Annotated in this window: 7 protein-coding genes; 5 read left to right on the forward strand and 2 right to left on the reverse strand. The window is 64.9% G+C overall.

The genetic code is table 11. From position 1 onward, the window contains the following. Window positions 1-727: 727 nt before the first annotated feature. Complete coding sequence (locus HUA78_RS30520; RefSeq protein WP_174477758.1) at window positions 728-910, reverse strand: hypothetical protein; 183 nt, start codon at window positions 908-910, stop codon at window positions 728-730. 715 nt (window positions 911-1625) lie between these two features. On the opposite strand from HUA78_RS30520, the gene HUA78_RS30525 reads away from it, so the two are divergent. The 5 genes from HUA78_RS30525 to HUA78_RS46765 all read left to right on the forward strand — a co-directional run bounded on the left by HUA78_RS30525 (window position 1626) and on the right by HUA78_RS46765 (window position 11948). Beyond that, window positions 1626-2432 carry a hypothetical protein gene (locus HUA78_RS30525; RefSeq protein ID WP_174477759.1) on the forward strand — a complete coding sequence of 269 codons (807 nt, stop codon included), beginning with the start codon at window positions 1626-1628 and terminating at the stop codon, window positions 2430-2432. Window positions 2433-2750: 318 nt separating this feature from the next. Then, window positions 2751-3950, forward strand: coding sequence for an MFS transporter (locus HUA78_RS30530; protein WP_174477760.1), 1200 nt, complete (start codon window positions 2751-2753; stop codon window positions 3948-3950). 565 nt (window positions 3951-4515) lie between these two features. Next, entirely contained in the window at window positions 4516-8739 is a 4224-nt protein-coding gene (locus tag HUA78_RS30535; RefSeq protein WP_174477761.1) for a M4 family metallopeptidase, read from the forward strand. A gap of 18 nt (window positions 8740-8757) precedes the next feature. Then, window positions 8758-10575, forward strand: a complete 1818-nt coding sequence (locus HUA78_RS30540) for a hypothetical protein (RefSeq protein WP_174477762.1) — start codon at window positions 8758-8760, stop codon at window positions 10573-10575. Window positions 10576-11435: 860 nt separating this feature from the next. Beyond that, entirely contained in the window at window positions 11436-11948 is a 513-nt protein-coding gene (locus HUA78_RS46765) for a hypothetical protein (protein WP_254623970.1), read from the forward strand. A 1044-nt stretch (window positions 11949-12992) separates the two neighbouring features. Here HUA78_RS46765 and HUA78_RS30550 read toward each other — a convergent pair. After that, a complete protein-coding gene (locus tag HUA78_RS30550) occupies window positions 12993-14357 on the reverse strand; it encodes a hypothetical protein (RefSeq protein ID WP_174477763.1) in 1365 nt (454 codons plus the stop codon). Between the last annotated feature and the right edge of the window lie 292 nt (window positions 14358-14649).

Consider the following 14649-nt stretch of genomic DNA (forward strand, 5'->3'; position numbering starts at 1 on the left):
CCTTTGCGCGCGACAGGGCGGGCCGCGAGGAGACGGGTCGCTGATTTCACCCTGACGCGCGCTCGAACCAGTTCCCCCAACAGGGCCCTCGGCCCTCTTAGTCGTAAGTCCGATTTCGGACAAGTGTGGTTTGACGCGATGGAAAGACTGAGGGTGGCTCAACTCATTTGAACGGGCTCCCTGGCATCCAGGCCATCGTGGCGAGCGCAAACTCTTGCTCACGCTCGAGGTATGGGAGCGCGTGGTGGAATGGCTTGGACTGGCCCGTGTCAGGCCACCCGATGAGCGTGTCGGGCCTCACCTGGCGGAGGCTGCGGAAACCGAACCCATCGAGTCCCTCACACGTTGGACGACGATCCGACCTGGCGCCTGAACGGCTGCCCAGTGTCTTGAACGGGTGTGGACTGTGTCGTTCCCGGAGCGCTTCCACGGCGGGGTGTGCCTGACGCTGTCGGCGAGGGACTCGGCGCGCGAGGCGAAGGCGGGCGCCGGACTCGACAATCCCAGGCGCGCCGGACCAGCACGCCGCCGTCCTGATAGGTGCCGTGGGCGTGGCGGCCCTGTCGCGTGGCTGCACCAGGCTGAAAAGCTCCGCATGCAGTTCGTGTCACACCTGTTGCGCGGTTGTCCCAGGGGACCTGCCTGCACTGGCATTGACGGGGTGCGGGGGGCTCATTTCAAGAGTCGAGGCCATCGCGCCTGGGGCACGCCTCCCTGGCGCTGTGGCTCACGGTATGACCGCCGCCAGTGCCAGATGACCTGTCCACCACCGTCCCCATCGATGTCGCGCTTGGGAGGAGTTGCCCCACGGGTCCACGCTGCCAGACGCGTCCAGCGACACCTTCACGATGCCTCCCGCGACGCAGGCCGTCACATGGCCCGAGCCCTCGGACACGAGGTCCAGGTCCACGGCCCGGAGCGAGCGCGCCTCCAGCCCACCGCTGCCATATGGTCGCGCATCCAGGTGACGACGAGGTGCACTTCGTCCCGCTGCCGCCGCCCACGCGAGGAAGTGGAGCGACTGGTGGCGGTGGCGCGCAGATGGGTGCTGACGGCGAGAGCTACGGCTTCGCGGCAGGAGATGGTGCTGGTTGGTAGTCGCGGACGAACTCCATCGAGGCGACCGTCCGCGACGCGCCCCCAGGGCCCACCAGGTAGAAGAACGGAACGTCGCTGCTGGCGTACCTCTCGCCGGCATCCCTGGCGAAGTCGACCACCCTCCAGACGGGGAGCGGAGCGTCTCCTCCATCTTTCACTCCGGCCTCGACCCATTCGGACCCGATGGAAACGGACGTGACGCTGAATGGGCTCATCCCGTGGACTCTACCCTGGCCGAGACGTCCATGCTGCACAATCCGCGGAAGCCGTTGACCCAGTCGATAATCTCAACAGAATGACAAGAGTTATTCAGTGGGGGGAGAGTCATGCGCCGTCTCTTTCGGAGTCTCGCGGTCTGGTCCTTGTGCACCTTGCAATGGGGTTGTGGGCAGACAGACATTTCCACGCCGGAGGAGCCACTGTCCTCCAAGCTCGAGCCCGCCGTCGCCACGCTGTTCAATCAAGATGTGGGGGTCCTCGCGGGCTCCGCGGGTTGTCCCAGTTCAGCGCCCGCCCTCTGGATGCACATGGACAACGAAGACAGCCGCGCGGCCAGCTATCTGAGGGATTGGGTGGGGAGCACCCAGTTGGATGAAGCGCGCAACACCACCTTCCGGTTCTGCCGCGTCGATGGGGCGAAGTTCAAGCCACTCGAGACTCACCCCACCACGCGCAGCGCCTATGCCGTGCTGATGCTGGGGGAGATCTGCCCCCCGGGTTCCTGGTACTTCTCTCGATTCTTCGACAACGAAGACCGAGACAACAGGAACGCGAACTCAGGCCGCATCCAGCCCAACGGCAATGCTGCCGGGGATACGATCATGTTCTTCTGTTTGTTCCATGGGGGCGGCAACGCCAGCACGCCCGCACCGAGCCTTCCGGACCTGGGGTTCGAGTATGGCGTCTTCGCCGCGCAGAGCTTCACCTTCGGCACGGCGAAGGGAGAGATCTTCACCGACGACGAGGACACCCGGAACACGAACAGCTACAGCGTGTGGTCTGAGTATCGACACCTGGCCCTGGCCATGGTCTCGGAGGGAGAGAACACGTACATGCACGTGGCCCGTGCCGGCGCCATCTCCTGCGGCGACAACGTCTGCAACGGATTCGAGAGCGAGCTGACGTGCCCCGCGGACTGCACCCGGTGCGGAGATGCCTCCTGCGGCCCACTCGAGAACCCGACCTCGTGCCCCTATGACTGCGGTTCGTGTGGCGACGGAGTCTGCGGCTACAACGAGGAGATCTTCTCCTGCCCGGCGGACTGCGACATCTGCGGCAATGGGATTTGTGGTCCCACCGAGACCCCCTACGACTGCAGCGCGGACTGCGGATAGCTCCCGCCGGGTACGAACGCGCATCAGAGGGAAGGGGGCGCAGTTGAGGTGGAGGGAGGGAGCAGAGGGGCGGAGGAGGGCCGTAGACGGGGCCGCCCGAAAGAAGCTCCCTGCCGGAGGACAGGCCGCGTGAGCTTCCTTGGGGCACCCGCCTGCCCCGGGGGCCCCATTCACGTACGCCAAGACCCTTGAGCCTGCCTCCACACCTCACGCAGGCGAACACGTCGAAGTCGAACGTCCTGCTGCGCACGGCGCTCGCTTCTGGTCAGGCCCGAATCTCGCCAGACGCATTATGGCGCCGCGCCTAGCGTCGCGAGCATGACCTCAGCGAACCCTTATGGCGACTCGCGCTTCGAATGCCTCGGTGGAAGAGGCGTCCTGTTCCTCGCGGCAGCGGCCGGCGTGGCCACGTCGACGAGCTACGTCGTCCAGCCGGAGCTAACCCGCATAGCCGCCGATCTCGGCGCGTCGCTCGCGACGACGAGCACCGCGGCGGGCCTGCCCATCCTGGGGTACATGTTCGGCTTGGCGCTTCTGGTGCCCCTGGTGGATCGCCATCCCGCCCGACAGCTGGTGTCCGTCCAACTCGCTGTCCTGAGCCTGTCCCTCGCGCTCGCCGCCCTCGCCACGAACGTCTACGCCTTTGGCACAGCTCTCCTGATCTCGGGGATCTGCGCGAGCACCGGCGCTCAGATGAGCACCCTGGCCGGCAAGCACTCGCCAACCGAAACGCGGGGACGTGCGCTGGGAGGCGTCACGGCCGGGATATCGGCAGGCGTGCTTCTCGGCCGGGCGGTCGGGGGCGGTTTGGCCGATGGGATCGGATGGCGCGCCATGCTGGTGATCGTGGCCGGCGCCTGCCTGGTTTGCGCGGCGGGGAGCAGGGTCATTCTTCCGGGCGCGACTCAACACCGAGATCAACCCTACCTCGCCACGTTGGTCGCCATGCCGCGATTGCTGTGTACCTCCCCTGAGCTGAGCGCGGCGGCCGTGTCCGGGGCTTTATGGTTCTTTGCCTTCAGCCTGATCTGGATGGGTCTGTCTCTGGCGCTCGCCTTGCCGCCGCTCAACCTGTCGCCGACCGTCATCGGCCTCTACTCGCTCGCAGGCGTGGCGGGGATCGTCGCGACCCGCGCGGCGGGACAACTGGCGGACAGGTTCGGGAGCCGCCCGGTCGTGTTCGCCGGCCTGGCGTTGGCCCTCGCATGCACATTGGCGATGGCGCCCGCCTTGAGCTTCGCTCCCTTGATGCTATTGGCCTTGGCCCTGTTCGACACAGGCCTGTTTGCCGCCCAGGTCGCCAACCAGCGCCGGGTCCTGAACATCGATCCGCTGCAGCCGGCCCGATTCAACAGCGTCTACATGGTCGTCTATTTCATTGGCGGGAGTCTCGGCACGGCCATTGCCGGCCCCATCGTCTCGCTCTTCGGCTGGCCCGCCGCTGCGGCCACCGCGGCCTTTGCCCTCGCGGCCGCCGGCGCCCTCTACCGGATGCGGGAGCCCCGCAGGGCCGACTAGCGACCTCGGTGGACGGTCAGTTCTCGACAGCATACAAAAACGAGGGGCTTGAGAAGGCAACGGACGACTTGATTGATACGGCAGTGCCGGTGGGGCCGTCCTTCAAGTCAGCGCAACACTCGCGCCGCTTTCAAATCAAACCATGATTTCAGAAGAAGGCGTTGTGACGCTTCGCGCCTTCAACACTGCGTGCGGGTCATCCTAGACAGCGAAGAGCGTCTGGGCCGCGGTTGGCGTCCGGCGCCAAGTTCAGATATCCCTGACAGATGCGTTCGATTGACAGCTTTCCGCGTCTTTCTGTCTTGCTCCAGGAAAACCACACGAAGTGAAATGGACACGACGCTGTGTGGTTATTGTGTCCGTTTGTGTCCATCAGGGCTCCCCTCTGTTTCATTGGGTTTTGATACTGTATGGTGGCGGATAATTGCGCTGACCGTGGATCATACGGGGCCAAGGTCTGAGGCTGTCCGGCCCCTCCACCCTGAGTGTGATCCTTCCGGCGGCGGCACGCCACCACGGGTGCTGACGGCGGGAGTCCCCCCGAACGCTGTGTGGAGTCAACTCAATGTCCAAGCCGTGGCCCCGGTGGCCTCTGCTCCTCGCCGGTCTTTTCTCGGCGAGCTCATCCCTCGCGGCTGAGAAACTCACCCCTGTTTCACCACTCACGCTGACGCAACTCCAGGTCCGGGAACCCGCCCGTGTCGCGGAATCCCTGTCAACCCTCAAGGCGCAAAGCCTCCAACTCGGGCTCGGCTCACGGGACGGCTTCCAACTGTCCAGCTCCAGCACGGACCGCTTTGGTCAGACGCACGCGCGGTTCGCGCAGACATACCAGGGCGTACCCGTATGGGGCGCCCTGGCCATCACCCACCAGGGACTGTCCGTGGGGGACCTCCGCATCACCAGTGAGGGTCTGCGCAAGGGCATCCGCCTGGACGTGACGCCCACGCTGGATGCGAAGTCCGCGGTGACGAAGGCCACCCAGGAACTGGCGCCCAAGGGTGAGTTCGGTGCCGCGCCGAAGAGCGAGCTCATCGTCTACCCCCAGACGCGGCTCGTGAACCGCTATCCCGGCAAGCCCGTCGCGAAGCAGAACGCGGCGGACTTCGACACGCAGGTCATGGGTTACCGGCTCGCGTACCACGTGCACACCGAGCTGGAGAACGCGAAGGACGGCGTCAAGCACACGGACTTCATCATCGACGCGCACTCGGGCGACGTGCTGAAGAAGTGGAACTCGCTCCAGACCGCCGCGGCCAAGGGCCTCGGCCGCTCGCAATACAGCGGTGACGTGCCGTTGGACGTCTTCCAGAACGCCCAGGGCCTCTTCGAGCTGCGCGACGTCACGCGCGCCGGCGGCGAGGGCATCCGGACCTATGACGTCAACCACGCCGCCGTGCAGAACGGCGTCATCCCCACGTTGACCCTCTACACGGACGCCGACAACACCTGGGGCGACGGCCAGAACTACATCGTCGGCGCCAACAACACCCTGAGCACCAACGGTCAGACCGCCGCCGTCGACGCGCACTACGGCCTGCTGACGACGTGGGACTTCTACAAGAAGATCTTCGGCCGCGACGGCGTGGACGGCTTCGGCTCGCCCACCTACAACCGGGTGCATGCCAGCAACCTTTACGACAACGCCTTCTGGAGTGATGGCTGCTTCTGCATGAGCTACGGCGACGGCTCGTACCCGGCCGCCAACGGCATGCGGTCCATGGGCGTGCTCGACGTGACGGGCCACGAGATGACCCACGGCGTCACCTCGCACACGGCGGGCCTCATCTACGAAGGCGAGTCCGGCGGCCTCAACGAGGCCAACTCGGACATCTTCGGCACCCTGACGGAGTTCTGGGTGGCCAACGGCCGCGGCAGCGTCATTGGTGACACCGGCGGCAACTGGCTCATGGCCGAGCAGCTCAGCGACATCCCGCTGCGCGTCATGTTCCGCCCGTCGCTGGACGGCGCGAGCGTGGACGCCTGGTACCCCGGCCTCGGCAACATCGACGTACACTTCAGCAGCGGCCCGATGAACCGTGCCTTCTACTTCCTGTCCCAGGGCGCGCAGCCGCTGTCCGTCGGCACCGCCTACTCCAGCACCTACCTGGCCTCGGGCATGAGGGGCATCGGCAACGACAAGGCGGCGGCCATCTGGTACCGCGCGCTCACCGTCTACCTGTTCCCGTCGTCCAACTACATGTCGGCCCGCACCAGCAGCCTCCAGGCCGCGGCGGACCTCTTCGGCTCCCAGTCCAACGAGTACCGCGCGGTGCAGAACGCCTTCGCGGCCATCAACGTGGGCTACACCGCCGGAACGTACGACGACCGCACGTCCCCCACCGTCTTCGCGAGCGTCTCTGGCAGCGCGCCTGATCTCCAACTGCACGCGCAGGCCGACGACAACGTCGGCGTGGCCCGCGTGGAGTTCTTCGTCGACGGCGCCCTGACGGGGAACGTCTCCGCCCAGCCGTACCAACTGCCGCTGGACGCCACCTCGCTGTCCAACGGCTCGCACCAATTGGTGGCTGTGGCGTACGACGCGGCCGGAAACTCCACCGCGTCCGCTCCGGCGAGCTTCACCGTCTCCAGCAGCTTCGAGCAGCTCCTGACCGACCCGGGCTTCGAGCTGGCCGGCCAGGGATGGGTGGCGGACCCGCCGGAGAACATCAACTTCCCGGTCTCCTCCGGCACGCACTCGGGCCAGGGCTACGTGTGGCTCAACGGCTGGGGCACGACGCACGTCGACCGGCTGTGGCAGGACGTCACGATTCCCTCTGGCGTCACCCAGGCCTCGCTGACGTTCTTCCTCAACCTCACCACCGCCGAGACGACAACCACCGCCGTCCGCGACACGCTGACGCTGCAGGTGCGCGACACCTCCGGCACGGTGCTGGGGACGGTGGCGACGTGGTCCAACCTGGACGCGACGCTGGGCTGGGTGCAGCAGAGCGTGGACCTGACGGCCTTCGCGGGCCAGACGGTGCGCATCTTCGTGGAGGGCAGCGAGAACGCCTCGCTCGCCAGCAGCTTCCAGTTGGATGACTTCTCGCTGCGCGTCATCCGCGCGGCGGATGCCGAGGCGCCCCGGGTGAGGGCCAACGTGGTCTTCTCCGGCACGCGCGTGGGCTATTTCGCGGACGTGTCCGACAACGGCTTCGTCAACGCGGTGGAGTTCCTCGTCGACGGCGTGTCCCTGGGCAACTCGGTCAAGTCGTTCACCCGGGTCGTCAATCTCTCCACGTTGACGGCCGGCGAGCACACGCTCGTCGCCCGGGCCACGGACGCGGGCGCCAACGCGGGGGACTCTCCCGTGGTGACGTTCTACGTGGACACCACCGCCACCCAGCGCGTGCTCAATCCCAGCTTCGAGACCTCCACGAGCTGGACAGGGGCGACGACCTTGTCGGGCTCGGCGGGCATCTTCAGCAACGCGTCCTTCGCGCACACGGGCAGCCGCATGTACGTCTTCTGGACCAACGCGGGTCCGGCGCGGCACTCCGTCCGTCAGTCCGTGGCCATTCCGGCGACCGCGACCTCGGCCATCTTCAGCTTCTGGCTGCGCATCTACAACGGTGCGTTCACCGACGCCGTGGCCCGCCACACCTTCAGCGCGAAGGTGCGGGATTCCGCCGGCACCGAGTTGGCGACGCTGAGGACGCTCTCCAACGTGAATGACACCAACGCGGAGTACATCCAGCACCGCTTCGACCTGACCGCGTACCGGGGCCAGACGGTGCAGTTGTTCTTTGACGTGGACCAGACGGCGGCCCCGCAGATCGCGGACGAAGTCACCCAGTTCTTCCTGGATGACATCAACCTGATCACCTCGACCCAGGCGGACATCCAGCGCCCCACGCTCTTCGCGGCGGTCGAGGGCAGCTACGGGACGGTGCAGCTCCGGGCCTCCGTGCGCGACAACGTTTGGACGTCCACCCTCGCGTTCCTGGTGGACGGCGCTCCGGTGAGCTCGTTCACGGACGTCGATGGCGTCTACGCGACGGCGTTCGACACGAGGAGCCTGTCCAATGGCCCGCATGAGTTCAAGGCGACGGCCACGGACAAGGCGGGCAACACGACGGAGCGCACGGTGAGCTTCGAGGTGCGCAACTCCACCATCCAGGACCAGGGCGCGCCGCACATCACCGCCAGCGTGGAGGGCCTGTTCGAGACCTACACGATGCGGGCCGAGGTCACCGACGACACGGGCGTGACCTACGTGGAGTTCTACGTGGACGGCGCACTGAAGGGGAGGAGCACGTCCGAGCCGTACACGCTGCCGCTGTTCCCGATTCCGCTGGCGCCGGGGGAGCACGTCCTCGAGGCGGTGGCGTACGACGCCTACGGCAACTGGTCCAGGGCGACCACCCCCTTCACGCTGCATCCCGTCACGGTGGAGTTCGCGGTGGCACCGCACGTGGTGCCGGTGGGTGAAACGGTCGCTCTGCGGGCGAACGTGGCGAACGCGGTGAACACGGCGGTGAGCTGGTCCGTGGTGGAGGGCCGCATCTGCGGCACCATCAGCGCGGACGGCGTCTACGCCGCGCCGGGGGGCCGTGGCCTGTGCCACGTGTCCGCGGTGAGCGTCGTGGTACCGACGGCGAAGGCCGTGGCGACCTTCCGGGTCTACACGGGCGACATCAATGGCGACAACGTCGTGGACGGAGAGGACATGGGCCTGCTCGCGCAGGACTACGGCACCCAGGGCTCCGAGGAGACGAACCTCGACGGCGTCGACTCCGTGAACGACAGCGACATCACTCTCTTCGTCAGCCAGTTCGGACGGTAATCCCCAATGAAAACGTGGATGAAGCTCATTGTTCCGCTCCTGATGGGGGCGCTGGTGGCCTGCACCGACTCCGACTCGGGGCCGGTGACGGTGACTCCGAAGAACGTCACGGTGAAGGCCGGTGAGAAGGCGACCTTCAACGCCTCGGTGAAGGACGCGAAGGACCCGCGCGTCCTCTGGTCGGTGGAGGGAGGCGACTCCCACGGCACCATCAGCAGCTCGGGGGTCTACACCGCGCCGGCCGAGGCCGGCACGTACACCGTGGTGGCCACCAACGCGGTGGACACCTCGAAGAAGGACTCGGCCACCGTCAAGGTGGAGGCAGTCCAGACTCCGACGGTCATCGTGAAGGTGACGCCGGAGGTGGTGACCATTGGCCAGGGGACCGCCACGGACCTCACGGCGGAGGTCTCCGGTTCCTCCATCACCGCGGTGCAGTGGTCCGTGGAGGGTGGCGACGAGAACGGCACCGTGAGCAGCACGGGCCGGTACACGGCGCCGAACACGGCGGGCACGTACACCGTGACGGCCACCAGCGTGGCGGACCCGACGAAGAAGGGCTCCGCCTCCGTCACGGTGGAGCCTGTCGTCGTCGGGGAGGTGGCGGTGACGGTGAGCCCCTCGTCGGGCACCACCACTTGGGATGGCATCGTCCAGATCACGGCCGAGGTCACCGGCACCAACAACCTCGCGGTGCAGTGGTCCGTGGAGGGTGGCGACGCGAACGGCTTCGTCAGCAGTACGGGCGTGTACCGCGCGCCGAACAAGACGGGCACGTTCACCGTGACGGCCACCAGCGTGGCTGACCCGACGAAGAAGGGCTCCGCCTCCATCACGGTGGAGCCTGTCGTCGTCGAGGCGGTCGCGGTGGCTGTCTCTCCGAAGACGGGCACGGTGGAGCAGGATGGCTCCTTCTCCCTGTCCGCGCAGGTCACTGGGACGAACAACGTCGCGGTGCAGTGGTCCGTGGCGGGTGGAGACGACAACGGCACCGTGAGCAGCACGGGCGTGTACCGGGCGCCGCGCCGCGCGGGCACGTTCGTCGTGAGGGCCACCAGCGTGGCGGACCCGACGAAGTCCGACTCGGCCAGCCTCTCCGTGGAAGCCATCGTCGTTCCGACGGTGGAGGTGAGCGTCACTCCGAAGACGGCGACGGTGGGGCAGGCGACTGTCGTCAACCTCACGGCTGAAGTGACGGGCACCTCCGTCGTCGCGGTGACCTGGGCCGTCGAGGGCGGTTCGGCCAACGGCACCGTGAGCAGCACGGGTGTGTACACCGCGCCGAACAGGCCGGGGACGTACACCGTGACGGCCACCAGCGTGGCGGATGCGTCGAAGAAGGACTCCTCCGTCATCACCGTGCCTGTTGCTGGCACGGTGAACTACGTGGACCCCACGGGGGCGGGCTGGCGCCTGGTTCGCAACGCCAGTCTGTCTTCGGGCAACACGCTGGTGCTGGACCTGGTGGGCCCCACGGGCCAGTCCGGCCGCGGCGCGGACCTGACGCTGGGGCTGGATGCGGCCACGGCGTCGTGGTCCACCGTGGACGGCTCCGAGTACGTGGCCAACCGTGGCTATGAGCTCGGCGCCGCGCCCCAACTGCTCAAGTCGGGCGTGAAGGGCAGCACGCTGAGCGTGGGCGTGTACCAGAAGGGCGCTCCGGCGCACGCGTACGACGGCGCGCTGCTGTCCGTGGCGCTGACCGTGGATGTCATCGCCGAGACGCCGGCCGGTATCGTGGTGCCGCTGAACGTCCTCAAGGCACACGCGCTGCCAGCCTCCGGCTCGCTGCAGGCAATCAACGTGGAGGTGGGCACCATCACCACCGCTCAGTAGTCCGGAGCCCGAAGCAGTGAGAGCGGTGGCCTCCCCAAGGGGAGGCCGCCGTTTTCATTGTGACAAGGCGGGGATGCGCCTCGAGGATTCAGCGAACTTGATTCGAATCAAGGGCCATCGAGGGCCGCACCTCGAGGCCTCCCATGCACGGGTCTTCGAATTGCCGAGCGACGGGATGGGAGGATGTCGGGGATTGAAGAACACGCGCCAGGACGTCACGGCGTCGGCGCAGTCGAGCTTTAGCAAGCGAGCACGCCGCGCCACGTCACGGACCCCGCCAGCGAAACCATCCACCCTAAAGCCAGATAATCCGCGGAAATCCTTGACCCGACCGACAATCTCCAAAGAATGACAAGAGCCATTCAATGGAGGAAGGCATGTACCGTCTCTTTCGGAGTCTCGCGGTCTGGTCCTTGTGCACCTTGCAATGGGGTTGTGGGCAGACAGACATTTCCACGCCGGAGGAGCCACTGTCCTCCAAGCTCGAGCCCGTCGTCGCCACGCTGTTCAATCAAGATGTGGGGTCATCGCGGGCTCCGCGGGTTGTCCCAGCTCCGCGCCCGCCCTCTGGATGCACATGGACAACGAAGACAGCTGCGCGGCCAGCTATGTGAGGGACTGGGTGGGGAGCACCCAGTTGGATGAAGCGCGCAACACCACCTTCCGGTTCTGCCGCGTCGATGGGGCGAAGTTCAAGCCACTCGAGACTCACCCCACCACGCGCAGCGCCTATGCCGTGCTGATGCTGGGGGAGATCTGCCCCCCGGGTTCCTGGTACTTCTCTCGATTCTTCGACAACGAAGACCGAGACAACAGGAACGCGAACTCAGCCCAACGGCAATGCGGCCGGGGATACGATCATGTTCTTCTGTTTGTTCCATGGTGGCGGCAACGCCAGCACGCCCGCACCGAGCCTTCCGGACCTGGGGTTCGAGTATGGCGTCTTCGCGGCGCAGAGCTTCACCTTCGGCACGGCGAAGGGACAGATCTTCACCGACGACGAGGACACCCGGAACACGAACAGCTACAGCGTGTGGTCTGAGTATCGACACCTGGCCCTGACCATGGTCTCGGAGGGAGAGAACACGTACATGCACGTGGCCCGTGCGGGCGCCATCTCCTGCGGCGACAACGTCTGCAACGGATTCGAGAGCGAGCTGACGTGCCCCGCGGACTGCACCCGGTGCGGAGATGCCTCCTGCGGCCCACTCGAGAACCCGACCTCGTGCCCCTATGACTGCGGTTCGTGTGGCGACGGAGTCTGCGGCTACAACGAGGAGATTTTCTCCTGCCCGGCGGACTGCGACATCTGCGGCAATGGGATTTGTGGTCCCACCGAGACCCCCTACGACTGCAGCGCGGACTGCGGATAGCTCCCGCCGGGTACGAACGCAGATAAGAGAGAAGGGGGCGCTGTTGAGGGGGAGGGAGCAGAGGGGCCGAGGAGGGCCGTAGGCGGGGCCGTCCAAGCGAGGCTTCCGGCCGGTGGACGGGCCGCGTGAGCCCCGTTCGCGCCCCACGGTGGAATCGATTGTAGACGGTCTTCCAATTGCCGAACCGCTCTGGCAGGTCCCGCCACTGCACCCGTCTTCACGCGCCACACCATCACATTGATGAAGTTGCGGTCTCCTCTTCTCGAGGGAGGACCAGTCCTGGAGCCCAAGACTGGCTTGATGCGGCTCCACTGTGCATCGCTCAGCTCGTGTCGGCGCATGCCTCGTGTTCAGCAGGCAGGGCATCGACCAGCAACCCCGCCTGCCGCGCAGTTCGCCAAACTGAACTTCGGACTACCGCCCTGAACTCCTATTCGGAGCTCAGGGGCAGCCCCTGGAACTGGGCAACCAGAGAGGGGAAGGCTCACTTTGACAGAGGGACACAGGTCGATCCACATCTCCTGTAGGTGGTGGCGCACTGAGCGTTGCACGTCGGGTTATTGTTTCCACATCGAATCTGGCATGTGATGTAATTCGTCGTGCATCCCAGGGGACAAGCAGTCGCACTGACATCTGAATTGATGTCGTAACTTTCAGACGTCTCTTCGTTGTGGGATGCCGGACCCATCTCCTCGTGCGACTCCACCATGGGACCGCAGGCCGCCGCGAAGAATAGAATGCAGACTCCGGGTGCATACCTCATTGCGCTTGTCATGAGAACGTCTCCTCGCTGCGATGGTGAATTCTCGCGAGCGTCACAGCGAAAACAGATGGAGCAGGCGTCGTAGAGACTATCGCCGTCCCAACTACTGCTTCGGTTGAATGGCTCTTCCGCTAGATTGAGGATGCCCACGACAGCGCGGCACTTCTTGATGTCGATTCCAGGGAGAGAGACGGTGTTTCGAGCTGGCACAGGGAGGTGGTTTCTAAAGGAAGCTTCCTTTGCGCAGAAAGAGAGTGACCCTTGTTTTCGGGGGGCGGATGTCAATTCAAGGCGCGTGCGGCCCCCAGAAGTAGCGTCTTGAACTCGGCATCCAGGTTGTCGTTGTTGGCTCCGCCTTCGAACAGCTTCTTCAGTTCGCCCTTGTCCTGGGCAGGGATTGTATATGCGTACCGGAAGAAGGTATCAAGCACAGCCTTTCGTTTGAGGACGTCCTCGCTGAGGGAAGATGCGCCTTTGAAGACCCCGTCGAGCAGTCGATAGGTTTCGTCGCTGGTTAGTTTTGCATTCTTGGTCAGTTTGAGGATGGTGTGTAGCTCGGATTCTGTGCCCAGGGGGCCATCTGCCAACTTGGGGTTGTCCTGGAGAAGCGCCTGGATTTGTTCGGGCTTCAGGTTTAGGTCTGTTGTGAGAAACTTGATTCGAGCGCTATCCGCAGTGGCAAGAGGTTCGCGAAGATTTTTTGAGAGCTGATCGAGTCCTGCAAAAAGGCGCTGCCGTTCGTCGGCGAGGTCGTTCTGGTCGATGAAATTCCCCAGCAACTCTCCACCCGCGCTGATGGCGGCCCCTATACCACTGGCGATAGCGCCCGGCACGATGCCCCCTGGGATGTAGTTGACTAAGCCTCCGAGAACACCAATCACATCGCCAGCGGCGGCGAGGGCATAGCCCGCATTCCCTCCCTTGGCCTTGTCGACATTGATTCCGAGGGATGCCGCGCTCGCGGCAACTCCAATTCCAGGGGCAATCTTTGCCGCAAATTCCGCAACGTCTAGTGCAGCGGCCCCATAGCGCAAAGCAACTCTCTGTTGGGCATTTTTCCCCAGGTCCACCAGGCTCTTTGTCGCGCCTGCTAAAAGCTCTGCAGTGCCTTTGCTGGCTGCGGCAAACTCTTTTGTCGCCTCACGGTATTCGCCCTCTGCGGCCTTGTCGGCGCCTGCCTTCGCGCCGTAGACGATGAGTCCGGCTGTTAGAAGCTTCGACCCGGTGCTCATGCTCTCGTAGTTGTCACCCAGCGTCGCCAAGGCGCTATACTTGCCGTTCGTGGCGTCCTCGAGCGCAGCGGAAGCGGCCTGCGTCACTCCATCTCTGCCGTCAAATAGTGGCTTGCCAAAGTTTGAAAAGGTCTCGTCGAGGGTCTTGAGTTTGTCTCTGTAGGCGTTAGAAGCTGCTTTGGTGTCTCCGTCGTTCTCTGCGAGGAGGCGCGCAGCGAGTCCTGTTGCAGCAGGCTGGAGGATTTCTTTTTCGAGATTCTTGAATTCGTCGAATGACTTTGCGACCTCGGGATCCTTGAAGAGCTTTTCGATGACGTCCGTGACTCTTCCGGAAGCAGGAGAGGTCGCGAGTGTCTTGAGGGATGCATAGAGTTCCTTGCGGGCCTCAGGGTCCCGAACTCCCGCTTGTCCCAATGTGGGATGATTGCGCTCCAGAGACTCTGCAAGAGCCTGGGCTGCCTCAGCTTCTTCTTTGTAGACTGCTCTGTTCTTCGGATCCTTCTGAAACTTTTCGATGAAGGCGCTTCTCTGAACATCCGTGAGTGCTGGGCCGGCATTCGCTAGAAGCTTTGCCAGTCGCGGTGAGCGTCAAGGTAGATGTCGCGTGAGAGGGTTCAGCCGATGCGCTTCAACTCCTGCACGGCCGGGGTGAGGTTCGGAGAGGGGCCGAGACGGACGGGGCCTGCTGGCGTCCAGTTGCGAGTGT

The organism is Myxococcus sp. CA033, from assembly GCF_013336625.1.
Lineage (GTDB): Bacteria > Myxococcota > Myxococcia > Myxococcales > Myxococcaceae > Myxococcus > Myxococcus llanfairpwllgwyngyllgogerychwyrndrobwllllantysiliogogogochensis.

What these genes read in the sequence shown, in the direction of transcription:
- HUA78_RS30530 (WP_174477760.1), top strand. Translation starts at nt 2,751, where the DNA reads ATGACCTCAGCGAACCCTTATGGCGACTCGCGCTTCGAATGCCTCGGT.
- HUA78_RS30525 (WP_174477759.1), top strand. Translation starts at nt 1,626, where the DNA reads ATGGACAACGAAGACAGCCGCGCGGCCAGCTATCTGAGGGATTGGGTG.
- HUA78_RS30540 (WP_174477762.1), top strand. Translation starts at nt 8,758, where the DNA reads ATGAAGCTCATTGTTCCGCTCCTGATGGGGGCGCTGGTGGCCTGCACC.
- HUA78_RS46765 (WP_254623970.1), top strand. Translation starts at nt 11,436, where the DNA reads ATGTTCTTCTGTTTGTTCCATGGTGGCGGCAACGCCAGCACGCCCGCA.
- HUA78_RS30535 (WP_174477761.1), top strand. Translation starts at nt 4,516, where the DNA reads ATGTCCAAGCCGTGGCCCCGGTGGCCTCTGCTCCTCGCCGGTCTTTTC.